This window comes from Phyllobacterium sp. P30BS-XVII (genome assembly GCF_014138335.1).
GTDB classification, from domain to species: domain Bacteria; phylum Pseudomonadota; class Alphaproteobacteria; order Rhizobiales; family Rhizobiaceae; genus Phyllobacterium; species Phyllobacterium meliloti.
The window spans coordinates 456,843-482,714 of record NZ_JACGXO010000001.1; the positions used below are offsets into that span (position 1 = coordinate 456,843).

Here is a 25,872-nt window from a genome sequence, read left to right on the forward strand (position 1 = left end):
CCATCCCAACTGTAAATCGCTCTGGTTCCACCGCTTCGTCATCCTCGGGCTTGACCCGAGGACCCACAGCAAAGAGGCACCTAGCCTTCGGTTTGCTCGGAGCGATCCGGCGGAATGAGCTTCAAGCGGGAGTTCGTCATCGAGATCGACACCAAGCTGGAATGCACCGTGGGATGTGAAAGGGGTGTGCTCCTTAACCGTGGGTCCTCGGGTCAAGCCCGAGGATGACGGCGAGAGAGGTGCCAAAAAGTTTATGCCAATGGTCATGATATTTTCCTTGAAGCCGGCGCGACAAGTGCTCCGCGCAAATCTGCGTAGGCCACGGTTTTCATCAACCCTGCCAGATGGTGAAAGGCATGCCAGTGAGCAATGCCGGAGGGGTCACTGAGTTCGGCTTTCAGATCGTCCCAATCTTCTCCCACATTGGATTGAACGGGTTCGGGCTTCTCATCATTGAAGACATCGTGGAAATACACCCGCCAATACTGTTCCTTTTCAAGTGGTATCTCCGAAACACCCTGCGCGATAAGGGAAGCGAACAGCTTTGCGGTCGCTTCCTGCAACTCGGAGATCGGAATAGCTTTAAGATCAGGCATTACACCCTCCCCAGAGCAAAGCCCTTGGCGATATAATTGCGCACGAAATAGATGACGATGGCGCCTGGGATCAGCGTCAGCACACCGGCGGCGGCCAGAAGCCCCCAGTCCATGCCCGATGCGGAAACTGTGCGGGTCATGGTTGCTGCGATCGGCTTGGCGTCTGTTGTGGTCAGGGTTCGGGCAATCAGCAGTTCCACCCATGAGAACATGAAGCAGAAGAAGGCTGCCACACCAATGCCGCTCGCGATCATCGGGATAAAAATCTTCACGAAAAAGCGCGGGAAGGAATAGCCATCAATATAGGCCGTTTCATCGATCTCCTTCGGCACGCCCGACATGAAACCTTCCAGAATCCAGACGGCGAGAGGCACGTTGAACAGGCAATGGGCCAAAGCAACGGCGATGTGCGTGTCGATCAGTCCGAAGGCCGAATAGAGCTGGAAGAATGGCAGGGCAAACACCGCTGGCGGTGCCATGCGATTGGTCAGCAGCCAGAAAAACAGATGTTTGTCGCCAAGGAAACGGTAACGCGAAAAGGCATAGGCCGCAGGCAGCGCCACCAGCACCGAAATCACCATGTTCATCACCACGTAGATGATGGAATTGATGTAGCCGCGATACCATGCCGGATCGGTGAAGATGATAGCGTAGTTGTTCAGTGTCGGGTTCTGTGGCCACAAGGTGAAACTGTTGAGAATCTCCTGATTGGTCTTGAAGCTCATATTGACGAGCCAATAGATCGGCAGCAGCAGGAAGATGATATAAAGCGTGGGTATCAGCCACCAGAACTTTGATTCATCGCCGCGCTTGCGCATCTTGCGCGCCAGCGCCTTGTCGAGCTTTGTCTGCTCGGGGCTGACCGTTGCCGTGCGGGCGAGTGTTTCGTTTTGCACGCTCATAATCAGCGCTCCGCATCATAGTTGGTCATGATCGTATAGAAGACCCATGACAGAAGAAGAATGATCAGGAAGTAGACAATGGACATGGCTGCTGCCGGTCCAAGATCGAACTGGCCAATGGCAATCTTCACAAGATCAATGGACAGGAATGTGGTCGAATTGCCCGGACCGCCGCCCGTTACCACGAAGGGCTCGGTATAGATCATAAAACTATCCATGAAGCGCAGGAGCACAGCAATCAGCAAAACGCGGTTCATCTTTGGCAGCTGGATGTAACGGAACACGGCCCAGCGCGATGCACCATCAATCTTGGCGGCCTGATAGAAGGCGTCGGGGATTGAGACAAGACCGGCATAGCAAAGCAGCACGACAAGGCTTGTCCAGTGCCAGACATCCATGAGGATGACCGTGAACCACGCATGCAGCGGGTTTTGCACGTAGTTGTAGTTGATCCCAAGGCTTTCCAGAGTGTGCCCCAGAAGACCAATATCAACGCGGCCAAACACCTGCCAGATCGTGCCAACCACATTCCACGGAATGAGCAGCGGGAGTGCCATCAGCACGAGACAGACCGGAACACCAAGACCCTTGCGCGGCATATTGAGCGCAATGATGATGCCGAGAGGAATCTCGATGGCGAGAATAATAAACGAGAATACCAGATTGCGGAAAAGCGCAGAGTGAAAGCGCTCCGACTGCAGAATTTCCGTGAACCATTCTGTGCCAGCCCAGAAGAACTGGTTATTGCCGAACGTATCCTGCACCGAATAGTTGACCACAGTCATCAGCGGGATAACAGCCGAGAAAGCCACAAGCAGCAGCACCGGCAGAACCATGAACCAGGCTTTGTTGTTCCATGTTTTTTCCATGGCTCAGTTCCCCCCGACGCGCCAGGAATCGGCGTAGATGTTGATGCCCTTCGGATCAAAGGCGATGTGCGGATCAGCAGGAATGGATTCACCCTCAGCCACGATAACCGCGATGTCCTGATTTTCCAGCTTGGTACGCACGATCTTGTGGCGGCCAATATCCTCGACCTTGGCGATGGTGACAGGCATGCCCTCACGGCCAAGCCTGATATATTCAGGGCGGATACCGAGTTCGATCTTCTTGGCGTCCGCAGGCATAGCCGGTGATGGCAAGGCAATCTTGTGACTGCCGACCTGCGCGGTATCACCAGCCAGTTGAACCGGCATGACATTCATGCCAGGTGAACCGATGAAATAGCCGACGAATGTATGTTTTGGCCGCTCGAACAGCTCTTCCGGTGTACCGATCTGCACGATCTCGCCGTCATACATAACGACAACCTTCTGGGCGAAGGTCAGCGCCTCGGTCTGATCGTGGGTAACGTAAACCATGGTGTAGCCGAAGCGCTGGTGCAACTGCTTCAATTGCGAGCGCAACACCCATTTCATGTGCGGGTCGATAACTGTCAAAGGCTCGTCAAACAGAATGGCATTGACGTCCGAGCGCACAAGACCGCGCCCCAGCGAAATCTTCTGCTTCTGGTCAGCCGTAAGGCCGCGTGCCTTCTTGTTAGTCCAGCTGGCAAGATCAATCATCTCCAGCGTCTCGCGCACCTTGCGGTCAATTTCTGCTTCCGGCACACCGCGATTGCGCAGCGGGAAGGCCAGATTGTCGTAAACCGTCATGGTGTCGTAGATGACGGGGAACTGGAACACCTGCGCAATGTTGCGTTCCTGCGTCGACAGGTTGGTCACATCCTGCCCGTTGAACAGCAATTGGCCGTGCGATGGATGGATCAGGCCGGAAATGATGTTGAGCAGCGTGGTCTTGCCGCAGCCCGACGGACCAAGCAGCGCATAAGCGCCGCCATCCTCCCAGGAGTGATGCACTTCACGCAAAGCATAGTCCTTATCCGACTTCGGATTGGGGCCATAGGCGTGACGAATGTGATTGAGATCAATGCGCGCCATGATTTTCCCCTATGCCGCGAGCTTCTGGCGACGGGTAACGGATTGCCCATTCGCGTCGAAGATCATCAGGTTGCGCGGATCGATGAAGATATCGATGACTTCATCGGGTGTGTAGATGTGGATGCCGTGTGTCAGCATGGTCCAGCGTGCATCGGCAAAGGACAGGTGAACAAAGCTCTCAGAACCGGTGATCTCCGTCGCGGTGACGATGGCCTTCAGCGCAATTTCATCGGCATTGCGCCGACTGGTTCCCACATGATGCGGCTGGAACCCAACCGTATAGGTGCCATCGGCAATCTCGCCGAGATTGGACGGAACCGGCATGGCCACGCCGCCTTCCAGCTGGAAGGCCTTGCCGATCTTGGCAAGAGCAATCGTGTTGAGCGGCGGATCGGCAAAGGTCTGTGCGGTGATCAGATCATCCGGCTTGCGGAACACATCGATTGTCGGTCCAAACTGGGTGATACGGCCTTCCGAAAGGGTCGCCGTGTTACCACCGAGAAGCAGTGCCTCATGCGGCTCCGTGGTTGCATAGACAAAGATCGTACCCGCTTCGGCAAAAATCTTCGGCAGTTCCTGCCGCAACTCTTCGCGCAGCTTGTAATCAAGATTGGCAAGCGGCTCATCAAGCAGCACAAGCTTGGCATTTTTGACGATGGCGCGAGCCAATGCGGTGCGCTGCTGCTGACCACCGGAAAGGCTAAGCGGCGTGCGGTCGAGATAGGGTGTCAGCTTGAGAAGTTCGGCAGCCTTGCGCACTTCGCGGTCAATCGTTGCCTTGTCGACACCGGCAACGCGCATGGGCGAAGCAATGTTCTCATAAACGGTGAAGGCCGGATAATTGATGAACTGCTGATAGACCATGGCGACGGAGCGCTTTTGCACGGGAACGCCGGTGACATCCTTGCCATCGAACCAGATGGAGCCTGATGTTGGAACATCAAGACCGGCCATAATACGCATGAGGCTGGTTTTCCCTGATAGGGTCGGTCCCAGCAGAACATTCAGCGTGGCGTGTTGCAGCTCAAGCGAAATATTGTCGAGATGGGTCTTGCCACCCACCACCTTGGACACATTCCGCAATTCCAGCATCTCAGTCCTCCCTGGGACAAAAGGCCTCCAGCCTGTTTGTCCCGCCCTTCGCAATTATCTGCTACGCCGCCGGAGCGGCACAACATCTATTCAGCCGCCACCCTGCTCCGCCGATCAACTGCACCGTCCATGAAACGGTCGAGCGCAGCTGCCTCATCGGCGGAAAGATGCAATCCCATTTTCGTCCGACGCCACAACACATCCTGTGCGGTGACAGCCCATTCATGCGCGATCTGGTGGCGCACTTCGGCCTCGTACAGATCCGCACCGAAAAGCTGTCCAAGATCAGCCAATGATGTCGCTTTGCCCAGAAGAACGCGCGCCTTCGTGCCATAAAGGCGGAACAAGCGACGGGCATGACGCGCATCAAGAAACGGATAATCCGCCTTCAGCTTCTGCAATTCGGCGTCGAATGCAGTTGCCGGGAAATCACCGCCCGGAAGCGTTCCGGTGGCCGTCCAGGGCTTGCCCTTCTTGCCGAGCTGCTCTTCAATCTTTTCCAGCATGTGTTCGGACAATCGGCGATATGTGGTGATCTTGCCGCCGAATATATTGAGAAGCGGTGCCTTGCCGTCTGGCGCATCCGTTTTCAAAACATAATCGCGGGTGGCTTCCTGTGCCTTCGATGCACCGTCATCATAGAGCGGGCGCACGCCGGAATAGGTCCAGACCACATCGTCGCGCTTCACCGGCTCGACGAAATATTCGCTGGCGGCAGCGCAGAGATAATCAATCTCGGCATCGGTGATTTTCACCTCGGCCGGATTGCCATGATAGTCCTGATCCGTCGTGCCGATGAGCGTGAAATCCTGCTCATAGGGAATGGCAAAAATGATACGGCCATCGGTGTTCTGAAAGAAATAGGCGCGGGGATCATCAAACTTCTTGCGCACGACGATGTGGCTGCCCTGAACAAGACGGACATTATGGGCATTATTGATACCGACGACACCGGTCAAAACTTCGTCAACCCAAGGGCCAGCTGCATTGACAACAAGGCGCGAGCGGACCTCTTCGGTCGCACCCGTCAGCATGTCCTGCACAGTCAGGGTCCAGCTATTAGCGTCACGATGGGCTGATATAACCTTCGAACGTGTATGAATGACAGCACCGCGATCGGCAGCATCACGGGCATTCAGCGCAACAAAGCGCGCATCATTGACCCAGCAATCGGAATATTCAAAAGCCTTGGTATAAAGTGACTTCAGTGGCTTGGCTGCCGGATCGCGGGTCATGTCAAGGGTGCGGGTCGCAGGCAGTTTCTTGCGGCCGCCAATATGATCGTAAAGGAACAGGCCCAGACGAAGCAGCCAGGCCGGGCGCAGGCCCGCATGGTGCGGCAGGACAAAGCGCATCGGCCAGATGATATGCGGCGCGGCAGCCCATAGCACTTCGCGCTCCATCAATGATTCACGCACCAGCCGGAACTCGTAATATTCGAGATAGCGCAGACCGCCATGGATAAGCTTGGTGGAACCGGATGACGTGCCACTGGCCAGATCATTCATCTCTGCGAGGAAAACGGAATAGCCACGGCCAACCGCATCCCGGGCAATGCCGCATCCATTGATGCCACCGCCGATCACGAAGACGTCGTAGATCTTGTCCGTTGCCAATGCCCATGCTCCCCATTTCGCAACGCACCATTTCCTCGCAATTGCGAAAGAGATATGGATTAATTACGAAAGCAATACGAAACTAAAAGGAACTATAACGCGCATCACCTGATCACACAAGAGGCAGATCAGACCGAAGTTTCGATCAGCCTGACATCCGCTTCCGCACAAATAGCGCGGATGGCCTCGCTTTCGCATCGGTCTGTGATGAAGGTGTTGACCTGCGACAGATGCCCCATACGAACCGGCGCTGTCCGCTCGAATTTGGTGGAATCAGAAACCAGAATCACATGCCGGGCGTTGGCCATGATCGCCTGCGCCACCTTGACCTCGCGGAAATCGAAATCGAGCAGCGCGCCGTCATGATCGATTGCCGACGTGCCAATGACAGCGAAATCCACTTTGAACTGGCGGATAAAATCCACTGCCGCCTCACCGACAATACCCCCATCGGACCCACGCACAACCCCGCCCGCGATGACCACCTCAATATCTGGGTAGACACGTAACCGATTGGCGACATTGATATTATTCGTAATAACCATCAGGCCTTTGCGATCCAGCAATGCCTGCCCCACGGCCTCGGTCGTCGTCCCGATATTAACGAACAGCGACGCATTATCAGGAATAAGCGCAGCGGCGGCACGGCCAATGGCTTCTTTCTCGCTGGCTGCAATCAGACGACGCGCCTCATATTCAAGATTCTGAATGCCCGAAGGAAACAGCGCACCCCCATGGATGCGGCTTAGAAGCCGCTGATCACACAGATCATTCAGATCCTTACGGATAGTCTGGGGCGTAACGTTGAAATGAACGGCCAGATCGTCCACCAGCACGCGGCCATGTTCTTTGGCCATTTCCAGAATTTCGGCATGTCTGGGCGGCAGGAACATGGAAGCGGCTTTCATTTTCGTTTTTCTGCACGCTATACGAAAACGAAAATGAACATAAGTCAATCAGCGAAAAACGAAGCTGGCTTAAATACCGGATATTTGAATGGTCTTGGACGTCAACCGCTGGCGGCAATTCTTGCGCTTTGCGGTGGGGCTTGATTCTCAACGTGCAAACGGCAGGCAAAAAAATTTCCGACAACTGTGTCGGTATCGGCGATTCCGGTTCGTCCTAGGAACAATCTTCAGGCACAAGGGGTGCCGGATTTACAGGGGACATGATTATGGAAACGACCGGACAGGCAACAGTGATCTCGAACAAGACATTATGGGGAGGCTGGATTCTCAGTGGCCTTGTTATCGCATTTCTGATTTTCGACTTTGGCATCAAACTGGTGCCACTCGATATCGTGCTCAAATCTTTGGCGGAGCTGGGCTATCCCGATACCGTAGCCATGGGGCGCGGGCTTGGTATTCTGCTGATGATCTGCACGGTGCTTTACGCCATCCCGCGCACCTCAATTCTTGGTGCCATCTTGCTGACTGGTTATCTTGGCGGGGCCATTGCCACCCAGCTTCGGGTTGGTAATCCGCTGTTCAGCCATTTGCTGTTCGGCGTGTATCTCGGCCTCATGGTCTGGGGCGGGCTCTATCTGCGCGATCCACGCGTTCGTGCCCTCATTCCATTCCGCGGAATGGATGATTAAAGACTATTGTGTTCTGACCGCCGGAAACCGGCGGTCAGAAAGCTGGTATTAGCGGGTAGAACGCAGCGACAATTGCGTTGCACCGGCGGCAACGTTAAGGCCTTGGGTCGCTTCGGCGCTGAAAGGTTGCAGACCAAAATTCTTCGATGTTCCGCCAACAAGCGCATTAGCGCCCAATCCAACGCCGATGGAGGCACCAGCCGTCACACCAACGTAATTGCCCGCAAGGGCGCCATCACCTGCCCGATTACCGGCGGCTGTATAAACAATCCACTGCAGATAGGATTTCTTGGTGATGCCGATATCCACACCCAGCTTGCCAATACGCCCGGTATATCGATCAACGGAACCGTTGGTCCGCGTGAACTTGCACTGCACCGCTTTGCTTGAACCAATGAGCATTCCGACGCCGCCATCAACCGCGCAGGACAGGGTACCGAGACGCGTCTTGGGGCCGCTCGCGGCATGAGCCTGCTGTTTGCTTTTGTGATGAGGCGCCGCGTAAGCGGTTGCGCCAAAAGCCATCGAAATGGCAGCGGCCATCAGAATCAGTTTTTTCATGATATGTCCTTGTTTGGTTGCGGCCCGGCTCTTGGAAATTGCCGTCGAAGCCTGCAAAGAAACGTGTGCCGGCTTGATTGGTTCCGGAAAATGGGCGCATGGGAGCGTCCAGTCTCGAACTGGGAGTGCCCCCCGGAATGTATTATTTGAAGAGCAACGCTTGAACGCTCATCGCCTGCTGCGGATGAAAATCCGGAAAGGCACGTAGAACAGGTGCCATCTGACGGCGGCTTGATCATGCAATGAATACACTATCAGCGGCATGAACTTGCTGCACCGGTCGCATTGGCGTATTGAGCACGGGATCAAATTAACGCCAGTGATGGATACGGAACAAAGCCGGATACGGAACGGAAATGACAGCCAAAATCCTTGTCAGTGCCTGCCTGCTTGGACGCCCTGTCCGCTACAACGGGTCTGCCAAGACATTGGCTCACCCGTTACTGGCGCAATGGCTGGCAGAAGGCCGCGTGGTGTCGACATGTCCCGAACTTGCCGCCGGTTTCAGTATTCCCCGCCCTCCCGCCGAGATCGGAGAGGGTGAAACCGGAGATGAGGTTTTGTCCGGAACCGCGCGCGTGGTCGATATCAATGGCCGTGATGTAACCGACCTCTATATTACCGGAGCGCACTCTGCTCTTGCGCTGGCACGCGCGAATGACTGCCGTTTCGCATTGCTTATTGACGGCAGTCCGTCCTGTGGAAGCGGTTTTATCTACGATGGAAATTTCGCTGGTAAGAAACATCCGGGAACGGGTGTAACGGCAGCGCTGCTTCGCGCGAATGGGATCGAAGTTTTCTCGGACACCGAGATTGAAGCGCTGGCTATTCAGCTCGCTTAGGTAGCTTTCAGCCGAATCGTTCCGCAACAAAATCAATAAAGCATCGTAGTTTTGGAGGCATCTGGCGATCGCGCAGATAGACCAAATTCATCGGGCGGCTTGGCAGATCGTGATCGGAAAAGAGCCGCACCAGCGTTCCTTCTTTGACATCAGTGGCCAGCAGAACTTCCGGCTGCATCACAATGCCCAGCCCGGAACACGCAGCCACACGCAAGGCCTGACCATTGTTTACCTCCAAGCGGCCCTGCACCGCCGTTTTCTCAGGATGATTGCCCAATCCCAGACGCCACTGCCGACCCGCATAGCTGAAAACGAGACAATCATGCTGCTTTAAATCTTCCGGTCGTTCGGGTGTGCCTCGTTTCGATAAATAGGACGGTGCGGCACACACCCACATGCGATAGGGTTGCAACGAGCGGGCAATCAGGGTGCTGTCGGCCAGATTGCCAATACGTAAAGCCGCATCAAAACCTTCATCAATCAGATCAACCGTCCGATCGCTCAAGGCAAGATCAACCGATATCTCGGGATATTGCGTGAGAAACTCGCCAAGTGCAGGCGTCAAACGTTCGGCGCCGAACGAGACAGGTGCGGCGATACGCAGGCGACCACGAGGTGTTGCCTGCGCCGCCTCCACACCTGCATTGGCTTGGGCCACAAGGTGGAGAATTACCCGCACCTGTTCGTAGTAGGTTTTGCCAATATCGGTGAGGCTGTGACGGCGCGTCGTTCGATTGAGAAGCTTCGCACCCACGCGCAGTTCAAGTGCGCGCAGATGATTACCTGCCATAGTGGCAGACATTCCCTCACGCTCGGCAGCGGCGGAAAGACTGCCCAAATCAACAATCTGGGCAAAGACAGCCATACTTTTCAGGTCGTCCAATTCCACACTCCAGCTGTTTAGTGAAAGAATAATGTCATAATTTATCAACTCATACTGATAGATTACAACACAATCTCATATAACCGAACATGGGATTTACCGATGACCGAAGCAAAACAACGCTTTCATAACCGCACCGTCATCATCACTGGCGGTGGAACAGGCATGGGCAAAGCCGCGGCCCTTCGCCTCGGGCGGGAAGGAGCGAATGTCGTGATCGCAGGTAGGCGTCCTGAAGAGTTGAACGCTGTTGCCACCGAGATCACCCGTGAAGGTGGGGCGGCTCTTGCCATTCCAACTGACATATCGGACCCTGAACAGGTCGAGGCGCTGGTATCGAAGACCGTCTCGAGCTTTGGTAGTTTGCATCTGGCGTGGAACAATGCCGGCGTTCTCGGCGGCTTCGGCAATATGCGTGACTTCGACCTCGCCAACTTCGATACCGTGATGAACACCAATCTGCGCGGCGCCTTTGCCTGCGTGAAATATGAACTGGCCGCGATGCAAACCCACAGCGGCTGCGCTATCGTCAACACATCTTCGTGGACTGCACATGGTTCAATGCCCGGCATTGCTGCTTATGCCGCAAGCAAGGCTGCTCTGGATTCGATGGTGCGCACCGTTGCCTTGGAGGTCGGTATCGATGGCATCCGGATCAACAACGTCAGCCCTGGAGTGATTGACACTCCCATGGCACAAAAAGCGATCCGCGGCGAAGGTGCCATACGCCCTTTCCTGAAACACACGCCCTTGCAGCGTATCGGGCAACCTGAAGATGTTGCTGATGCGGTTCTCTGGCTGCTGTCCCAAGATGCAAAGTTTGTAACTGGACAAAGCATTCTCGTAGATGGAGGCTTTAACCTTGGCGGCCTACGCCCATGGCTCAACGACATCGTCCGTGACCACACCGCCTGAACCCAAGGAGAGAAAATATGGTTGCCTATATCGTCATTACCCGCGAGAAAACTCGGAGTCCCGCTCATCTTGAGAGTTATAAGAAGCTAACGCCGCCGACGTTTCAGGATCATCCGGCAATCGTTCGGGCCTCGAATGGCCGTCATGAAGTATTTGAGGGCCCTGATACGGAAGGCGTTCTGATCCTTGAATTTCCGACCTATGCAGAGGCAAGTGCGTGGTATCACAGCCCCACCTATCAGGCAGCCAGTGAACATCGCTTCCAAGGAGCTGACTATCGCATCATTCTGACAGAAGGCTCGAAGTAAGGCGCTTATTCGGCAAACCTCGAAAGCCGGAAAGGCGCGAGCCTTTCCTCCGGCTTGCCTGACAGGATTTCCTTCGACAGCAGCAAGCCAATAGCGGGAGCCAGTGTAACGCCAGAATGCGTGACGGCAACAGAAAGCCCCTCATGGGTTTCAACCTTGCCAATGACTGGAAACCCATCTTTTGGGGTTGGCCGATAGCCGACGGTTAAAAAATCCAGCGCCAGATCATCAGCGCCCTTCAGCATTGTTTTCAGTTTGGTAAAGAGGCCGTCCGCCGCTGCCTGCGGGTCTTCGCCGGGGTCACGCCCACCGAAATCGGCACCCGCGATGATCCGGCCTTCCGCCGTCTGGCGCATATGCAGTTCCGGCGCGAGGACGAGGCCATTCAGCCGTTTTTCCGTGGGTTTGGAATGCACGATCAGACCCGGCGGCGTCTCGATGGGAAGCGTGACACCCGCTGTTTTTGCCAGCGCAGCAGCCCCTGCTCCCGCTGCAAGCACCACATGATCGGCTTGCATTGCGCCAAATGTTGTGGCGACCCCGGTAATTCTGTTGCCTTCCTGTAGAAGCGCTCCGGCATTTGCCCCATAAAGCAATCGCGCTCCACGTGCCTGCGCGCCCGCCAACATGCGTTGAGCCGCCGCGACCGGTTCGACCACACCTTCTTCCGCAATGCGCAGGGCAATGTCAGGCACCTGAGAAAGATAGGGCTCCTGCGCTGCAACATCGTCGCCGTTGATGCGCCGGATACCGTAACCCCAGCGCCCATACTGCGTCGTATAGGTTTCCATGTCCTCGAGCGACATATCCCAGCAAATACTGCCGCACCAATTGACCCCAATATCAGGCAGTTCTTTCGCCAGACGCTGCCATCCCTCCATCGCATAACGACGAAAACGGAAATAGAATTCAGGATTACCCCAGCTGGCATTGATCCATGCGAAGGATGCGGGTGTGGCAACGCCGCCACTTTTCTCGGCAACAACTGTTACGGCGGCACCCTGCCGCGCCAGATGCCAGGCAATGGAGGCGCCGATAATTCCAGCACCGACCACAACTACATTCTTTGGTTTTGCCACGCGTTTTCTTCTTTCACTAAGACCGGGAAGCTGCCTGCGCCTGATTGGACGACGGTATCATTTCCAGATGAATGCCACTGAAGACTCACAGGAATTTGTGACCAGACTAATCCGGTGGTAGATGTAACACCATGCTGAAAGGACAGTTCCAGATATTGCGGTGTGAAGTTGCAGGCGTTGATGCCGTTGCGGCTGTAACGAAGCATAGTTTTCCGCGCCACACGCACGAGCAGTATGGCATTGGTGTCATCCATCAGGGTGCGCAGAAATCCCATAGCGGCCGAGGTATGGTGGAGGCTGGTTCTGGCGATCTCATCACCGTCAATCCCGGCGAAGTGCATGATGGAGCGCCCATCGGTGATGCCGGACGCGCATGGAAGATGCTCTACTTCGACCCGCATGTGATTAACAATGCGGCCAAGGAGATGAACGAGGCTGGCGCGAAACCGGACGAATTCCCCCGGCCAGTCATCGGCAACACTTACCTCGCAAATGCATTCGAACGGCTTTTTGCCGCCATGACCAATGAACACCCCATCGCATCCACCCTTCTGCGCGAAGAACTTCTGCTGAATTTATTGGCTGGCGTATTTCGTGAGGCGGATGATCCAGTCCAGCAGCAGGCAATACCCAAAGCCATTCGCCGCGCCCGGACTATGATTGATGATCAGCCTGATCTCGCGGTGACTTTGGCTGACCTAGCCAAAGAAGCTGGTCTAAGCCGCTTTCAGCTGCTGCGTGGCTTTACCCGCGCTACCGGCCTCACGCCCCACGCTTATCTGATGCAGCGCCGGATTGATCTTGCCCGCCGGATGATTGCAGGGGGATCGACGCTCGCGCAAGCCGCCATTGCCAGCGGCTTTGCCGACCAGAGCCATATGACGCGAACTTTCGTGCGCAAATACGGCATATCACCCGGTGCCTATGCCGCGGCGATGATCTGATCCATTTCACAATCTGCAATTTCGTTCAATACGAACCACACCCGATGGGATTTTGTGCGCCTTCCCGCTATGGAGAAGGACGGCACATGTCAAAACAGGTTCAAGGTTATGTTTTTCTGACACTGGCTATGGTGCTGGTCGGAAGCACAGTGATTGCCAGCAAGATCATCGCGGTGGGATTACCACCATTCACAGCGACAGCGCTTCGGTTTGCGGTTGCCTTTCCCGTGTTCCTGATACTCATGCGAATGACCAGAACGGGTTGGCCGAAGCTTGACCGGCGAGCCTGGATATTACTTGTGCTGCAGGCGGGTGCGGGCAGCGTCGGCTATACAACACTCCTGATATCGGGCCTGAAACTGACATCGGCGACGGATGCTGGCGTGATTATCGGGACATTGCCCGTTGTATCAGCTGCCATTGCCATTCTCATTCTGGGTGAGCGGCCGCATCGCTTTACCCTCATAGCGATTGTTCTGGCCACGGCAGGCGTGGTTTCCATCGCCTTCCGGCCGGGAGAAAGCGGAATGCATTCGCTTGTTGGTAATGCCCTGATCTTTGCCGCTGTCATCTGCGAGGGTCTGTTCATCCTGCTCAACAAACGCCTCAGAACACCCATTCCACCACTGGCCCTATCAACCCTGATGACCGGTCTTGGACTGGCGGTGGCCGCAGTACCAGCTGTCTTCGAGACGCCTTTGGCGGTCGGCATGAGCGCCGCTTCATTCTGGGCGGTGATCTATTATGCTATCGTCCCGACGGTCGGCGGCTTTCTTCTCTGGTATGCAGGCGCCGCGCGGGTCAGCGGTGCCGAAGCCTCCCTCTTTACCGCCGTGGCCCCTGTCTCGGCTGTACTTTTCGCCGTTATATTGCTCGCAGAGCCCGTCAGCCGAAACCAGATTATCGGTATTGCCTGCGTGCTTCTGGCGGTTATGGGCCTTGGCTTGCAATCCTTGAAAACCATCAAATCCGTTTGAGCGTGGCGACCTGATCTGATGTGAGTGGGCGGATTCGATGGCCATGCAGAAGCAGGAAGAGCTTGGCCGTCTCTTCCAGTTCCTCAATGGCATATTGCGCATCCTGCAGCGTCTTTCCCGCTACAACCGGTCCGTGGTTGGCGAGAAGAACCGCATGGTGCTTTCTGGCTCGTTCGCTGACGGCAAGGGCCAGCGCCTCATCGCCGGGTGGATAATAGGGAACAAGAGGCAGGGCGCCGACGCGCATGACGTAATAGGCAGTCAGGGGTGGCAATACGTCGTTCGGATTAAGGTGAGCAAGGATGCTGACCGCCACCGAATGGGTGGAGTGAAGATGCACCACCGCATTGGCCTGCGCCTGTTCGCAATACATGCAACGATGCAGGAAAGCTTCCTTCGTCGGCTTGTCACCATCGACATGCACGCCTTCCGCGGTGAAGCGGGATAGCCGCGCCGGATCAAGCGTTCCCAGTGAAACATTGGTGGGTGTCATCAGTAGTTCGCCATTCGAAAGCCGAGCACTGATATTCCCTGTTGAACCCGATGTAAGGCCGCGATTGAACAGAGACGCGCCGACCGAAACAATCTCATCGCGCAGTCTGGTCTGTTCGGACAGGATCGCGGTCATGCGGTCGCTCCTTCTATGATGTCATAGCCGGTATTGATAATGGTCTTTTCCGCCGGGCGTTCGCGGCTTTCCAGAAGTTTCTCCGCCGCAGTCTTGCCGATCAGAAAGCGTTTGGAAAGGATCGTCGACAATGGCATCGGCATCGCCTGCCCGATATCAAGGCCGTTGAAGCCGAAAATGCCCAGTTGCTCCTTTGGTGTGATACCCGCATGGATGCAATGGAAGATGCCGCCCATAGCCATGTCGTCATTTGGAAATACAACCACATCGAGACCGGCTGCCTTGCGCAGAATTGTTTCCAGCAGATGACGGCCAGCCATGGTCGAGCTTGGTCCAAGAACCCGCTCTTCGGCAATCAACAACAGACCGGCGTCTTTCAGTGCTGCTCGCAGGCCATCATAACGGGCGCGGGCGCGGTCATCCCCGGCGATGGTGTGACCCACATAGCCAAAGCGCCTGTAACCACGTTGTACCAGATGCTTTCCGGTGTCATAGCCTGCCTGCCAATGCGACATGCCCACAGCAATATCGACCGGATCGCCGTCGATATCCATAAGTTCGGCAACGCGGAAACGTCCATGCTCCAGATGCCGCCGCGCTGTCGCGGTGTGGTGCAGACCCGCAAGGATCACCGCCGCCGGTTGCCACGCCAGAAAGGAAAGAAGAATGCGCTCTTCGATCATAGGGTCATAATCGGTAACACCAATGACCGGCTGAAATGCCGTCTCGGTCAGAGCCGTGTGAATGCCGCGCAGCACATCGGGAAATACAATATTGGATAGGGAAGGCAGAAGCACACTCATCAGAGTGGAAGCTGACGAGGCGAGGCTGCCTGCAGCGCGATTCGGGATATAGCCAAGTTCGGCAATGGCAGCGAGAACCCGGGCCCTTGTGGTATCCGCTATTGGCCCCTTGCTGCGCACCACCCGCGAGGCGGTGATGTCGCTGACACCTGCAAGGCGCGCCACATCCGCCAATGTCGGTGTGTCGGGGTTCCGGTGCGCGTTGCGTTTGCGTGGCATGTCATGATCCCGGTGGGATTGTGCAGAATAATGATAGCGCTACCATAAATCACTTGATGAATGCTAGTGAGTGTGCATAAGTTTATGTTAGCGCTGTCATAAGCCCATCAAAGGGCAAGCGAATGAACCTATCGGGAGGATAGTTCTTGAGTTCAGCAGCAAGGATTGCAGTGATAGGTCTTGGCTCGATGGGCCTTGGCATGGCGCGCTCGGCGCTGCGTGCCGGACATATCGTTGTCGGTTGTGATGTCAATCCGGCTTCCTTGCAGATGCTTGCCGCCGCTGGCGGAAAAACCGCCGCAACACCCGCACTTGCAGCAGTGGGTGCTGATATTGTTGCGGTGGTTGTCGTCAATGCAGAGCAGACAAAAACTGTCCTGTTCGGGGAAAACGGCGCAATCCATGCGTTGAAACCGGGCAGCGTCATCATATCATCCGCAACGCTTTCCCCCACGGACGCCAAGGATTTTGCTGCCCGAGCAGCCGAACATCAGGTGCTTTATCTCGACGCGCCCATCAGCGGCGGAGCGGCAAAGGCCGGTGAAGGCCGCCTGACCGTCATGGCCTCCGGTTCCGCTGATGCGTTTCTGGCCGCCCGCCCTGCGCTCGACGCCATGGCCGAGACTGTCTACGAACTTGGCAATGAGGCCGGGATTGGCTCTTCCTTCAAGATCGTCAACCAGTTGCTTGCCGGTGTGCATATCGCAGCCGCCTGCGAGGCAATTACCTTTGCCAAGCGGCTCGATCTCGACATCAGCAAAGTGTTCGAGGTGATCTCGAAATCAGCAGGAAATTCCTGGATGTTCGAGAACCGCATTCCGCATGTGCTCGCTGGGGATTATTCGCCAAAAAGCGCTGTCGATATTTTCACCAAGGATTTGGGTATCGTTTCGGATATTGGCCGCCAGCAGAAGTTTCCGCTGCCGGTGGCAAGCGCGGCTCTCCAATTATTCCTGATGACTTCGGCATCGGGCATGGGGCGGGATGATGATGCATCCGTGGCACGGCTTTACGCCAACATTACCGGACTGGAGCTTCCGGCTCCAGCACCCGAACAGACTGACGTCACTGCTGTTTGAACAATGAGGGCTGAAGCCCGCACGACAAAGAGGTTGATTGCATATGCATGTACTGGTCATTGGCGCTGCTGGCATGGTGGGCCGCAAACTGCTTGATAGAATTGCGGCCGAAGATGGCATCCTTGGCGGTGGTATTGACAAGCTGACACTCGTTGATGTGATCGAACCGGCAGCACCTGCCCGGCTGGCAAGCATTTCCACATCCAAAGCCGCTGACCTTTCTGATCCGGGTGTCGCGGAACAGCTGATCACCAGCCGCCCCGATCTGATCTTCCACCTTGCCGCTATTGTTTCCGGCGAAGCGGAAGCGGATTTCGAGAAGGGCTACAAGGTTAATCTGGATGGCACGCGCTCACTGTTCGAGGCAATCCGGCTGGAAGGTGCCAAGGCAGCCTATCGTCCCCGTGTGGTTTTTGCCTCGTCGATCGCGGTATTCGGCACGCCGTTTCCCGACAAGATCGGCGATGAGTTTTTCACGACTCCGCTCACCAGTTACGGCACGCAGAAGGCGATTTCCGAACTGCTACTGTCCGATTACAGCCGCCGAGGCTTTTTCGACGGTATCGGCATCCGCCTGCCGACCATCTGTATTCGCCCCGGCAAGCCCAACAAGGCGGCATCGGGTTTCTTCTCCAACATTCTGCGCGAGCCACTGGCGGGGCAAGAGGCAATTCTGCCCGTAGACGAAAACGTGCGGCACTGGTTCGCCAGCCCGCGCTCGGCTGTCGGTTTCTTTGTGCATGCGGCAACACTTGATCTGGAAAAAGTGGGGCCGCGCCGCAACCTCTCCATGCCGGGTCTGTCAGCCTTGGTCGGTGAAGAGATTGCTGCCCTGAAGCGTGTGGCAGGCGAGAAGGCGGTGAAACTGATCCGGCGCGAACCTGATCCCACGATCCAGAAGATTGTTGCGGGATGGGCAACAGATTTCGACACGCGGCGCGCGGCAGCACTCGGCTTCAAGGCTGAGACGGTTTTTGACGACATCATCAAGGCGCATATTGAAGACGAACTGGGCGGAAACATATGACCAATTATCAGGATTCAGGCAAAGGCAAGATCGCGCTCGTCACCGGTGGCGGTACGGGCGTTGGCAAGGCGATTTCAACAGCGCTGCTCGCTGCTGGCTGGACCGTTGTCATTACCGGTCGGCGCAAAGAGGTGCTTGATGAGGCGGCAAGGACGCTGACCAGCGAAACCAGGGGAACCGTCAAATCCATCGCGGCAGACGTGAGCGACCCCAATTCCGTGGCTGCGCTGTTCGACGCTATCAAGACCGATTTTGGACGGCTGGATCTGCTGATTAACAATGCCGGTATCAATGTGCCGAATGTTGCCATGGAAGAGGTGACGTTCGAACAGTGGAACGCCATTCTGGGCGCCAATCTGACAGGTGCATTCCTGTGTACACAACAGGCTTTGAAACTGATGAAGGCGCAGACGCCGCGCGGCGGGCGCATCATCAATAATGGTTCAATTTCCGCAACGACACCGCGCCCGAATTCAGCACCCTATACGGCAACGAAGCATGCCATAACCGGCCTGACCAAATCCACGGCACTGGACGGGCGGCCCTTCGACATTGCCTGCGGCCAGATCGACATCGGCAATGCAACAACCGAAATGACATCGCGAATGGCCGGCGGTGTTTTGCAGGCCAATGGGGAAACCGCGAGCGAACCGACGATACCTGCGCATTATATCGGCGATGCTGTCGTCTACATGGCGGGTCTGCCGCTGGAAGCCAACGTGCTGTCGCTGACAGTCATGGCAACAAAAATGCCGCTGGTCGGGCGCGGATAGCAATTCAAGGCGGCGTTTTGGGAGAAACACCGTTCGATAAAACAATAGGGAGGAACTGGCATGGCATCAGTCGAATTCGCCAATGTAAGAAAATCATTCGGGACGCATCCGGTTATCAAGGGGGTTGATATCGAGATCGCCGATGGCGAGTTCGTCATTCTGGTTGGGCCATCGGGCTGCGGCAAGTCCACGCTTCTGCGCATGCTGGCGGGGCTTGAAAACATTTCCGCCGGTGAAATCCGTATCGGCGGTCAGGTGGTCAATGGTCTTGCGCCGAAGGAGCGCGACATTGCCATGGTGTTCCAGAATTATGCGCTCTACCCGCACATGACCGTTGCCGACAATATGGCCTTCTCGTTGACATTAAAGGGGGCTTCCAAAGCTGAGATCGACAAGCGCGTGAAACCGGCGGCGGAGATATTGGGGCTTACTCATTTGCTCGACCGCTTCCCCCGGCAGTTATCAGGTGGTCAGCGCCAGCGTGTTGCCATGGGCCGCGCCATTGTGCGTGACCCTCAGGTGTTTCTGTTTGACGAACCGCTCTCCAACCTCGATGCGAAATTGCGTGTCGCCATGCGGGCTGAGATCAAGGAACTGCACCAGCGGTTAAAGACAACCACTGTGTATGTGACCCACGACCAGATCGAAGCCATGACCATGGCTGACAAGATCGTCGTCATGCATGACGGGATTGTCGAACAGATCGGCGCACCGCTGGAACTCTATGACCAGCCGGCCAATCTGTTTGTCGCCAGCTTCATCGGCTCGCCCGCCATGAACATGATCAAGGGTAGGCTCGATGCCAACGATACACAGAAATTCATCACCGAAAAGGGTGTGGTCCTGCCCGTGGCCAAGGCACCGGAAAGCGCCAAGGGCCGGGCGTTGATCTATGGTCTGCGGCCAGAGCATATGACGATCGTTGAAGGCGGAATTCCTGCAAACGTCGTTGTGATTGAGCCCACAGGATCGGAAACGCAGATGATCATGCGCATCGGCGGTGACGATATTACCGGCGTGTTTCACCAGCGCATCAATGCCAAGCCCGGTGAAACCGTTGGCCTGTCGATCCATGCGGAGGCCACATATCTTTTCGACGCAGAGACCGGCAAGCGGCTGGTCTGAAACTACCAAACGGCACCTGCCAATCGGGGAGCAGTGCCAGTCATAAAGCCCCCGAAGAGCATGAGCCGGAAGCGGGAGACGTTCCGGACATGCTTGTGAAACCCAAAGGAGGAGCATCCATGACCATCAATAGACGACATCTTCTCGGCGCTTCTGCCGGACTAGTGGCCGCAGCCGGATTGAACCGGTTCGGTCTTACCCCTGCCTTTGCGCAGGCTGCCCCCACCTACAAACCCGAAGCCGGCGCTAAACTGCGTCTGCTCCGCTGGGTACCGTTTGTACCTGCCGAAGAAGCTGCCTGGCTTGCCAATACCAAGAAATTTTCCGACGCCACCGGCGTTGAGGTGCGCATCGATAAGGAAAGCTGGGAGGATGTACGGCCGAAAGCGGCTGTTGCTGCCAATGTGGGCTCCGGTCCTGATATGGTGATGAGCTGGTTCGACGACCCGCATCAATATCCAGATAAGCTTGTCGATGTGACCGAACTTGGCACCTATCTCGGCGGCGCGCATGGCGGCTGGTATCCCGGCCTGGAGGGCTATGCCAAGCGCGACGGCAAATTCATTGCCCTACCGCTTTGCGCTATCGGTAATGCCATCGTTTATCGCGATAGCCACATGAAGGCCGCTGGCTTCAGTGAATTCCCAAAGGATACGGCTGGCTTCCTTGAACTTTGCAAGGCATTGCACGCCAAGGGCACACCGGCAGGTTTCCCGCACGGCAAGGCTGTTGGTGATGGCAACAATTATGCACATTGGCTGCTCTGGAGCCATGGCGGCAAGATGGTCGACGAAAGTGGCAAGGTTGTCATCAACAGTCCTGAAACGCTCGCTTCGGTCAAATATGCACAGGAACTCTACAAGACGTTCATTCCCGGCACGGAAAGCTGGCAGGACGTCAACAACAACCGCGCTTTCCTCGCCGGGCAAGTCTCGCTGACCGCTAATGGCGTGTCTGTCTATTATGCGGCGAAGAAAGATCCATCCATGGCAGCCATTGCCGAGGATATGCGCTCGGTCAACCTGCCCATTGGACCTATCGGCCAATCGGTCGAACTGCATCAGGCATCGACGCTTTCCATCTTCAAACACACAAAGTTCCCGGAAGCAGCCAAGGCCTATCTGCAGTTCATGTATCAGGCTGATAATATGAATGCGTGGATCGAGGGCGCCAGCGCCTATTGCTGCCAGCCGTTGAAGGAATTTGCCGCCAACCCCGTCTGGAAATCCAACCCTATCCATGAAGCCTATGCCAAGGCTTCAGGAAGCCTACGGCCAAACGGCTATGCCGGACCGCTTGGAACAGCCTCAGCAGGCGTGATGGCCGACTATGTGCTTGTTGACATGTATGCCACCGCGGTGACGGGACAGATGACACCTGAAGATGCCATCGCCCAAGCCGAAAAACGCGCCAACCGTTACTACAACGTTTAGCCAGAGGTGGAGACCGGCAGGATGATGATCACAGGATTTAACGTGAAGGCGGGGTGCTCTTCATGACGGCGACAACAAAACCTTCGGCGCTTGTCGCCCTTACCCGGAACAACACCTTTCTTGGTTTCATGTTCCTCCTGCCGGCTGCTGTCTTCCTGCTGTGCTTTTTGACCTACCCGCTCGGGCTTGGTGTCTGGCTCGGTTTCACCGATGCCAAGATCGGGCGGGACGGCGTCTTCATTGGCCTTGAAAACTATCAGGCACTCGCCAGCGATTCCGTTTTCTGGATGGCCGTCTATAATACGGTTCTCTATACCTTCATCGCCTCTGTCTTGAAATTTGGGCTGGGCTTATGGTTGGCGTTGATCCTCAATGAGAACCTGCCATTCAAATCGTTCTTTCGCGCCATTATTCTCCTGCCCTGGGTTGTACCAACCGTGCTATCGGCGCTCGCCTTCTGGTGGATCTATGATGCGCAGTTTTCAATCCTTTCCTGGTCGCTGATCAAACTCGGCCTGATCGATACGCCCATCAATTTCCTCGGCGATCCGAACAATGCACGCGCTTCGGTGATTGCCGCCAATGTCTGGCGCGGTATTCCCTTCGTCGCCATCTCGCTGCTTGCGGGCCTTCAGACCATACCGCAATCATTGCATGAGGCAGCCTCGCTCGATGGTGCAACCGGCTGGCAGCGCTTCCGCTTTATAACGTTGCCAATGCTCACCCCGATTATCGCCGTAGTGATGACCTTCTCGGTTCTCTTCACCTTCACCGATTTCCAGCTGATCTATGTGCTGACCAAGGGCGGGCCTGTTAATGCGACCCACCTCATGGCCACGCTTTCATTCCAGCGCGGCATTCCCGGCGGGCAACTCGGTGAAGGCGCTGCGATTGCCGTCGCCATGATCCCGTTCCTCCTTGCCTCAATCCTGTTCTCGTTCTTCGGCCTTCAGCGCCGGAAATGGCAACAGGGCGGACAGGATTGATAGGGGAGAATGATCATGAGCATTTCCGAACAGACAAACATACAGACCCTGACCGATGATGCACAGGGCATGAGCTATCTCAACAGGTTGCCGCGGCGGATCGTCGTGCTTTACCTGCCGCTGGCCGTCTTCATCATTGTCCTGCTCTTCCCATTCTATTGGATGGCAATTACGGCAGTGAAGCCGAATTCACAGCTAACCGACTATAACAATTACAGCCCATTCTGGGTGGTGGGTCCAACGCTCGACCATATCAAATATCTGCTGTTCGAGACCTCCTATCCCGGCTGGCTGTGGAACACGCTTGTCGTGTCGGTCTGCGCTACAGTCCTGTCGCTCGCAGCCTCTGTTTTCGCCGCCTATGCGATCGAGCGCATCCGTTTCAAGGGGTCGCGTTCCGTCGGACTTCTGATCTTCCTTGCCTATCTCGTACCGCCTTCGATCCTGTTCATTCCGCTCGCTGTGATCGTCTTCAAGTTCGGTATCTATGACAGCAAGCTCGCGCTGATCTTTACCTACCCGACATTCCTCATCCCGTTCTGCACATGGCTGCTGATGGGCTACTTCCGCTCAATCCCGTTCGAACTGGAAGAAAGCGCGCTCGTCGATGGCGCGTCGCGCTGGCAAATCCTCGTCAGGGTCATATTGCCGCTGGCAGTACCGGGACTGATCTCTGCGGGTATTTTCGCCTTCACTTTATCGTGGAATGAGTTCATCTATGCGCTGACCTTTATCCAGTCCTCGGAGAACAAGACTGTTCCGGTCGGTGTCCTGACGGAACTGGTACGAGGAGACGTTTTCGAGTGGGGTTCGCTGATGGCAGGTGCGCTGTTTGGCTCGCTGCCCGTCGTGATCCTCTACTCATTCTTTGTCGATTATTACGTGTCCTCAATGACCGGAGCGGTCAAAGAGTAATTGGGGTTTACCCCATCCAGGAGTACATTATGACGACCACCAAAACCCCGAAAAAGCTTCGCTCGCAGGAATGGTTCGACAATCCTGATAATCCGGGGATGACGGCGCTCTATCTTGAACGCTATCTCAATTATGGCCTGACCCGTGAAGAATTGCAGTCGGGCAAGCCGATCATCGGCATCGCGCAGACCGGCTCTGATCTTTCTCCGTGCAACCGCCATCACATCGAACTGGCGAAGCGGGTGCGCGACGGGATTATCGCTGCTGGCGGCATTCCCTTCGAGTTTCCGGTGCATCCCATTCAGGAAACCGGCAAACGTCCCGGTGCGGCGCTTGATCGTAACCTTGCCTATCTCGGACTGGTGGAAGTGCTTTTCGGTTATCCGCTGGATGGTGTGGTGCTCACCATCGGTTGTGACAAGACAACCCCTGCCATGCTCATGGGCGCTGCGACGGTCAATATTCCGGCCATCGCGCTATCTGTCGGCCCGATGCTGAATGGCTGGCATCGCGGCGAGCGCACCGGCTCCGGTACAATCGTCTGGAAGTCGCGCGAAAAGCTGACATCGGGCGAAATCAATTATGATGAGTTCATGGATATCGTTGCATCCTCCGCCCCATCAGTCGGCTATTGCAACACCATGGGCACGGCAACCACGATGAATTCGCTGGCAGAGGCACTCGGTATGGAACTACCCGGCGGTGCGGCAATTCCAGCGCCCTATCGTGAGCGTGGCCAGATTTCCTATGATACCGGCAAACGCATCGTCGAGATGGTGCGCGAAGACCTGAAACCTTCCGATATCATGACGCGCGAAGCCTTCGAAAATGCCATTGTCATCAATTCGGCTATCGGTGGGTCGACCAATGCGCCGATCCATTTGAATGCCATTGCCCGCCACCTCGATATTGCACTCGACAATGATGATTGGCAGGCCATTGGTCACGACGTGCCACTCTTGGTCAATCTGCAACCGGCGGGTGAATATCTGGGTGAAGATTACCACCGCGCGGGCGGCGTTCCTGCTGTCGTGGCGGAACTGCTGAAAGCGAAACGGTTGCCGCACCCATCGGCACTTACGGTCAATGGCAAAAGTATCGATACCAATTGCGAGGGCGTCGAAAACCTCAACACTGATGTCATCCGTCCTTACGGGACACCATTGAAGAAGAAGGCCGGATTCATCAACCTCAAGGGTAATCTCTTCGATAGCGCCATTATGAAAACCAGCGTGATTTCAGATGAATTCCGCGAACGTTATCTCTCCAACCCTGATGACCCGGAAGCGTTTGAGGGTATCGCCGAAGTGTTCGAGGGTCCGGAAGATTATCATGCACGAATCGATGACCCGAAGCTTGGTCTTGATGAGCACAGCATCCTGATTATGCGCGGTACCGGTCCAATTGGTTATCCCGGCGCGGCTGAGGTCGTCAATATGCAGCCTCCGGGCTACCTGCTCAAGAAAGGCATCCATGCGTTGCCATGTCTTGGTGATGGACGCCAATCCGGCACATCGGGCTCGCCGTCCATTCTCAATGCTTCACCCGAAGCAGCTGTTAATGGCGGTCTGGCGCTGGTGCGTTCCGGCGATCATCTGCGCATCGATTTGAGGAAGGGCACAGCCAATATTCTTATCGATGACGAGGAATTGCAGAAGCGCAAAGAGGATCTGTTGGCAGCGGGTGGATACAAATATCCAGCCAGCCAGACACCGTGGCAGGAAATCCAGCGCAGCATGGTCGACCAGCTGGCGCAGGGCATGGTGCTGAAACCCGCCGTCAATTACCAGCGCATAGCCCAGACCAAGGGATTGCCGCGCGACAACCACTGACGCCAGATATTCGGGAGGAACCATGGCGAATACTATCAGGCGCTATGAAGGGCGGCACGCGGTTATCACCGGTGGCGCTTCCGGCATAGGCTACCGGACAGCGGAGCGGATCGTGTCGGAAGGTGGCACGGTCAGTCTCTGGGACATGGATGCGGCACGGATCGAGGAAGCAAGGGCAAAGCTCGGTGCTACAGCCAGCGGCATCGCCCTTGATGTCTCCGATCCGGTTCAGGTGGAAAAGGCAGCACAGGATACGGCTGCTGATTTCGGCAAGATCGATATCCTGATCTGCTCTGCCGGTATTACCGGTCCCAATGCCAAGGTCGCCGATTACCCTATCGACCAGTGGAAGCGGGTTTTTGACATCAACATCAACGGGCTTTTCTACTGTAACCGCTTTGTCGTTCCAATCATGCAGAAGAACGGTTATGGGCGCATCGTCAATGTCGCGTCCATCGCAGGTAAGGAAGGCAACCCCAACGCCTCCGCTTACAGTGCATCAAAAGCTGCTGTTATCGGCCTTACCAAATCACTGGGCAAGGAGCTGGTGCATGATGGGATCACCGTCAATGCCATTACACCGGCAACAGTAGAAACACCCATCCTGCAGCAATTGAAGCCGGAATTCATCGACTACATGCTGTCGAAGATTCCCATGCAGCGCTTCGGCAAGGTCGAAGAGCTGGCATCGCTGATTACATGGATTGCCAGTGAAGAATGTTCATTCACCACAGGCGCCGTTTTCGATATTTCCGGTGGCCGCGCCACCTATTGACCACCTCCCAATCAGAAAGGTTATC

General features: G+C 55.8%; 27 protein-coding genes. 15 read left to right on the forward strand and 12 right to left on the reverse strand.

Going from position 1 to position 25,872, the window contains the following annotated elements; all coding sequences use genetic code 11:
- Positions 1 to 263: 263 nt before the first annotated feature.
- The 7 genes from FHW17_RS02250 to FHW17_RS02280 all read right to left on the reverse strand — a co-directional run bounded on the left by FHW17_RS02250 (position 264) and on the right by FHW17_RS02280 (position 7,039).
- Positions 264 to 596: a hypothetical protein gene (locus tag FHW17_RS02250; protein ID WP_112522621.1), complete on the reverse strand. Its 333-nt coding sequence runs from the start codon at positions 594 to 596 to the stop codon at positions 264 to 266.
- Entirely contained in the window at positions 596 to 1,414 is an 819-nt protein-coding gene (locus FHW17_RS02255; RefSeq protein ID WP_112523073.1) for a carbohydrate ABC transporter permease, read from the reverse strand. The genes FHW17_RS02250 and FHW17_RS02255 overlap by 1 nt, the downstream gene beginning before the upstream one ends.
- Positions 1,415 to 1,500: 86 nt before the next feature.
- A complete protein-coding gene (locus FHW17_RS02260; protein WP_112522622.1) occupies positions 1,501 to 2,367 on the reverse strand; it encodes a sugar ABC transporter permease in 867 nt (288 codons plus the stop codon).
- Between the two features lie 3 nt (positions 2,368 to 2,370).
- Positions 2,371 to 3,438 (reverse strand): ABC transporter ATP-binding protein, encoded by a 1,068-nt coding sequence (locus FHW17_RS02265; protein ID WP_091879079.1) that lies wholly within the window; start codon positions 3,436 to 3,438, stop codon positions 2,371 to 2,373.
- Between the two features lie 9 nt (positions 3,439 to 3,447).
- Positions 3,448 to 4,530 carry an ABC transporter ATP-binding protein gene (locus tag FHW17_RS02270; RefSeq protein WP_112522624.1) on the reverse strand — a complete coding sequence of 361 codons (1,083 nt, stop codon included), beginning with the start codon at positions 4,528 to 4,530 and terminating at the stop codon, positions 3,448 to 3,450.
- Positions 4,531 to 4,616: 86 nt separating this feature from the next.
- Complete coding sequence (gene glpD / locus FHW17_RS02275) at positions 4,617 to 6,146, reverse strand: glycerol-3-phosphate dehydrogenase (RefSeq protein ID WP_182509130.1); 1,530 nt, start codon at positions 6,144 to 6,146, stop codon at positions 4,617 to 4,619.
- A 128-nt stretch (positions 6,147 to 6,274) separates the two neighbouring features.
- Positions 6,275 to 7,039 carry a DeoR/GlpR family DNA-binding transcription regulator gene (locus FHW17_RS02280; RefSeq protein WP_091879083.1) on the reverse strand — a complete coding sequence of 255 codons (765 nt, stop codon included), beginning with the start codon at positions 7,037 to 7,039 and terminating at the stop codon, positions 6,275 to 6,277.
- Between the two features lie 281 nt (positions 7,040 to 7,320).
- Here FHW17_RS02280 and FHW17_RS02285 point away from each other — a divergent pair, with 281 nt between their 5' ends.
- On the forward strand, positions 7,321 to 7,743 hold the full coding sequence (locus tag FHW17_RS02285) for a DoxX family protein (protein WP_182509131.1): 423 nt from the start codon (positions 7,321 to 7,323) through the stop codon (positions 7,741 to 7,743).
- Positions 7,744 to 7,791: 48 nt separating this feature from the next.
- Here the strand turns inward: FHW17_RS02285 and FHW17_RS02290 are convergent, their stop codons facing one another.
- Positions 7,792 to 8,304: a DUF992 domain-containing protein gene (locus FHW17_RS02290; RefSeq protein WP_112523075.1), complete on the reverse strand. Its 513-nt coding sequence runs from the start codon at positions 8,302 to 8,304 to the stop codon at positions 7,792 to 7,794.
- A gap of 356 nt (positions 8,305 to 8,660) precedes the next feature.
- Here FHW17_RS02290 and FHW17_RS02295 point away from each other — a divergent pair, with 356 nt between their 5' ends.
- A complete protein-coding gene (locus FHW17_RS02295; protein ID WP_112522626.1) occupies positions 8,661 to 9,146 on the forward strand; it encodes a DUF523 domain-containing protein in 486 nt (161 codons plus the stop codon).
- A gap of 7 nt (positions 9,147 to 9,153) precedes the next feature.
- On the opposite strand, the gene FHW17_RS02300 is transcribed toward FHW17_RS02295, so the two are convergent.
- Positions 9,154 to 10,029, reverse strand: a complete 876-nt coding sequence (locus tag FHW17_RS02300; RefSeq protein WP_112522627.1) for a LysR family transcriptional regulator — start codon at positions 10,027 to 10,029, stop codon at positions 9,154 to 9,156.
- Between the two features lie 102 nt (positions 10,030 to 10,131).
- Between FHW17_RS02300 and FHW17_RS02305 the strand changes: the two genes are divergently transcribed.
- Both FHW17_RS02305 and FHW17_RS02310 read left to right on the forward strand, forming a co-directional pair.
- Complete coding sequence (locus FHW17_RS02305) at positions 10,132 to 10,944, forward strand: SDR family oxidoreductase (RefSeq protein WP_112522628.1); 813 nt, start codon at positions 10,132 to 10,134, stop codon at positions 10,942 to 10,944.
- Between the two features lie 17 nt (positions 10,945 to 10,961).
- Complete coding sequence (locus tag FHW17_RS02310) at positions 10,962 to 11,252, forward strand: DUF1330 domain-containing protein (protein ID WP_112522629.1); 291 nt, start codon at positions 10,962 to 10,964, stop codon at positions 11,250 to 11,252.
- Between the two features lie 5 nt (positions 11,253 to 11,257).
- Here FHW17_RS02310 and FHW17_RS02315 read toward each other — a convergent pair whose 3' ends face one another.
- Positions 11,258 to 12,331 carry an FAD-binding oxidoreductase gene (locus FHW17_RS02315; RefSeq protein ID WP_112522630.1) on the reverse strand — a complete coding sequence of 358 codons (1,074 nt, stop codon included), beginning with the start codon at positions 12,329 to 12,331 and terminating at the stop codon, positions 11,258 to 11,260.
- A gap of 131 nt (positions 12,332 to 12,462) precedes the next feature.
- Here FHW17_RS02315 and FHW17_RS02320 point away from each other — a divergent pair, with 131 nt between their 5' ends.
- Positions 12,463 to 13,275, forward strand: coding sequence for an AraC family transcriptional regulator (locus FHW17_RS02320; protein ID WP_112522631.1), 813 nt, complete (start codon positions 12,463 to 12,465; stop codon positions 13,273 to 13,275).
- A gap of 86 nt (positions 13,276 to 13,361) precedes the next feature.
- Positions 13,362 to 14,252 (forward strand): DMT family transporter, encoded by an 891-nt coding sequence (locus FHW17_RS02325; RefSeq protein ID WP_112522632.1) that lies wholly within the window; start codon positions 13,362 to 13,364, stop codon positions 14,250 to 14,252.
- On the opposite strand, the gene otnC is transcribed toward FHW17_RS02325, so the two are convergent.
- Both otnC and FHW17_RS02335 read right to left on the reverse strand, forming a co-directional pair.
- Positions 14,239 to 14,880 (reverse strand): 3-oxo-tetronate 4-phosphate decarboxylase, encoded by a 642-nt coding sequence (gene otnC / locus FHW17_RS02330; protein WP_182509132.1) that lies wholly within the window; start codon positions 14,878 to 14,880, stop codon positions 14,239 to 14,241. The genes FHW17_RS02325 and otnC overlap by 14 nt on opposite strands.
- The gene (locus tag FHW17_RS02335) at positions 14,877 to 15,902 is read right to left on the reverse strand and encodes a LacI family DNA-binding transcriptional regulator (RefSeq protein WP_112522634.1); all 1,026 of its coding nucleotides are present in this window, start codon (positions 15,900 to 15,902) and stop codon (positions 14,877 to 14,879) included. The genes otnC and FHW17_RS02335 overlap by 4 nt, the downstream gene beginning before the upstream one ends.
- A gap of 146 nt (positions 15,903 to 16,048) precedes the next feature.
- On the opposite strand from FHW17_RS02335, the gene ltnD reads away from it, so the two are divergent.
- From ltnD to FHW17_RS02380, 9 genes are all read left to right on the forward strand, one after another.
- Positions 16,049 to 16,981, forward strand: coding sequence for an L-threonate dehydrogenase (gene ltnD, locus FHW17_RS02340; protein ID WP_182509133.1), 933 nt, complete (start codon positions 16,049 to 16,051; stop codon positions 16,979 to 16,981).
- A 43-nt stretch (positions 16,982 to 17,024) separates the two neighbouring features.
- A complete protein-coding gene (gene denD, locus FHW17_RS02345; protein WP_182509134.1) occupies positions 17,025 to 18,008 on the forward strand; it encodes a D-erythronate dehydrogenase in 984 nt (327 codons plus the stop codon).
- On the forward strand, positions 18,005 to 18,781 hold the full coding sequence (locus tag FHW17_RS02350; protein WP_182509135.1) for an SDR family oxidoreductase: 777 nt from the start codon (positions 18,005 to 18,007) through the stop codon (positions 18,779 to 18,781). Before denD ends, FHW17_RS02350 begins: the two co-directional genes overlap by 4 nt.
- 60 nt (positions 18,782 to 18,841) lie before the next feature.
- Entirely contained in the window at positions 18,842 to 19,906 is a 1,065-nt protein-coding gene (ugpC, locus tag FHW17_RS02355) for a sn-glycerol-3-phosphate ABC transporter ATP-binding protein UgpC (RefSeq protein WP_113095222.1), read from the forward strand.
- Positions 19,907 to 20,025: 119 nt separating this feature from the next.
- Complete coding sequence (locus FHW17_RS02360; protein ID WP_112522639.1) at positions 20,026 to 21,339, forward strand: ABC transporter substrate-binding protein; 1,314 nt, start codon at positions 20,026 to 20,028, stop codon at positions 21,337 to 21,339.
- 53 nt (positions 21,340 to 21,392) lie between these two features.
- Complete coding sequence (locus FHW17_RS02365; RefSeq protein ID WP_182509136.1) at positions 21,393 to 22,325, forward strand: sugar ABC transporter permease; 933 nt, start codon at positions 21,393 to 21,395, stop codon at positions 22,323 to 22,325.
- Between the two features lie 15 nt (positions 22,326 to 22,340).
- Entirely contained in the window at positions 22,341 to 23,240 is a 900-nt protein-coding gene (locus FHW17_RS02370) for a carbohydrate ABC transporter permease (protein WP_182509137.1), read from the forward strand.
- A gap of 29 nt (positions 23,241 to 23,269) precedes the next feature.
- A complete protein-coding gene (locus FHW17_RS02375) occupies positions 23,270 to 25,072 on the forward strand; it encodes an IlvD/Edd family dehydratase (protein ID WP_182509138.1) in 1,803 nt (600 codons plus the stop codon).
- 22 nt (positions 25,073 to 25,094) lie between these two features.
- Positions 25,095 to 25,847, forward strand: a complete 753-nt coding sequence (locus FHW17_RS02380; protein WP_113095224.1) for an SDR family NAD(P)-dependent oxidoreductase — start codon at positions 25,095 to 25,097, stop codon at positions 25,845 to 25,847.
- Positions 25,848 to 25,872 lie beyond the last annotated feature (25 nt).

Excerpts from the sequence above, each read along its gene's own strand:
- FHW17_RS02380 (WP_113095224.1), top strand. The coding sequence starts at position 25,095 with ATGGCGAATACTATCAGGCGCTATGAAGGGCGGCACGCGGTTATCACC.
- otnC (WP_182509132.1), bottom strand. The coding sequence starts at position 14,880 with ATGACCGCGATCCTGTCCGAACAGACCAGACTGCGCGATGAGATTGTT.
- FHW17_RS02260 (WP_112522622.1), bottom strand. The coding sequence starts at position 2,367 with ATGGAAAAAACATGGAACAACAAAGCCTGGTTCATGGTTCTGCCGGTG.
- FHW17_RS02375 (WP_182509138.1), top strand. The coding sequence starts at position 23,270 with ATGACGACCACCAAAACCCCGAAAAAGCTTCGCTCGCAGGAATGGTTC.
- FHW17_RS02265 (WP_091879079.1), bottom strand. The coding sequence starts at position 3,438 with ATGGCGCGCATTGATCTCAATCACATTCGTCACGCCTATGGCCCCAAT.
- FHW17_RS02285 (WP_182509131.1), top strand. The coding sequence starts at position 7,321 with ATGGAAACGACCGGACAGGCAACAGTGATCTCGAACAAGACATTATGG.
- FHW17_RS02305 (WP_112522628.1), top strand. The coding sequence starts at position 10,132 with ATGACCGAAGCAAAACAACGCTTTCATAACCGCACCGTCATCATCACT.
- FHW17_RS02290 (WP_112523075.1), bottom strand. The coding sequence starts at position 8,304 with ATGAAAAAACTGATTCTGATGGCCGCTGCCATTTCGATGGCTTTTGGC.
- FHW17_RS02320 (WP_112522631.1), top strand. The coding sequence starts at position 12,463 with ATGCTGAAAGGACAGTTCCAGATATTGCGGTGTGAAGTTGCAGGCGTT.
- FHW17_RS02360 (WP_112522639.1), top strand. The coding sequence starts at position 20,026 with ATGACCATCAATAGACGACATCTTCTCGGCGCTTCTGCCGGACTAGTG.
- denD (WP_182509134.1), top strand. The coding sequence starts at position 17,025 with ATGCATGTACTGGTCATTGGCGCTGCTGGCATGGTGGGCCGCAAACTG.
- FHW17_RS02350 (WP_182509135.1), top strand. The coding sequence starts at position 18,005 with ATGACCAATTATCAGGATTCAGGCAAAGGCAAGATCGCGCTCGTCACC.
- FHW17_RS02295 (WP_112522626.1), top strand. The coding sequence starts at position 8,661 with ATGACAGCCAAAATCCTTGTCAGTGCCTGCCTGCTTGGACGCCCTGTC.
- FHW17_RS02370 (WP_182509137.1), top strand. The coding sequence starts at position 22,341 with ATGAGCATTTCCGAACAGACAAACATACAGACCCTGACCGATGATGCA.
- ugpC (WP_113095222.1), top strand. The coding sequence starts at position 18,842 with ATGGCATCAGTCGAATTCGCCAATGTAAGAAAATCATTCGGGACGCAT.
- FHW17_RS02335 (WP_112522634.1), bottom strand. The coding sequence starts at position 15,902 with ATGCCACGCAAACGCAACGCGCACCGGAACCCCGACACACCGACATTG.
- FHW17_RS02250 (WP_112522621.1), bottom strand. The coding sequence starts at position 596 with ATGCCTGATCTTAAAGCTATTCCGATCTCCGAGTTGCAGGAAGCGACC.
- FHW17_RS02280 (WP_091879083.1), bottom strand. The coding sequence starts at position 7,039 with ATGTTCCTGCCGCCCAGACATGCCGAAATTCTGGAAATGGCCAAAGAA.
- FHW17_RS02310 (WP_112522629.1), top strand. The coding sequence starts at position 10,962 with ATGGTTGCCTATATCGTCATTACCCGCGAGAAAACTCGGAGTCCCGCT.
- FHW17_RS02325 (WP_112522632.1), top strand. The coding sequence starts at position 13,362 with ATGTCAAAACAGGTTCAAGGTTATGTTTTTCTGACACTGGCTATGGTG.
- FHW17_RS02270 (WP_112522624.1), bottom strand. The coding sequence starts at position 4,530 with ATGCTGGAATTGCGGAATGTGTCCAAGGTGGTGGGTGGCAAGACCCAT.
- FHW17_RS02255 (WP_112523073.1), bottom strand. The coding sequence starts at position 1,414 with ATGCGCAAGCGCGGCGATGAATCAAAGTTCTGGTGGCTGATACCCACG.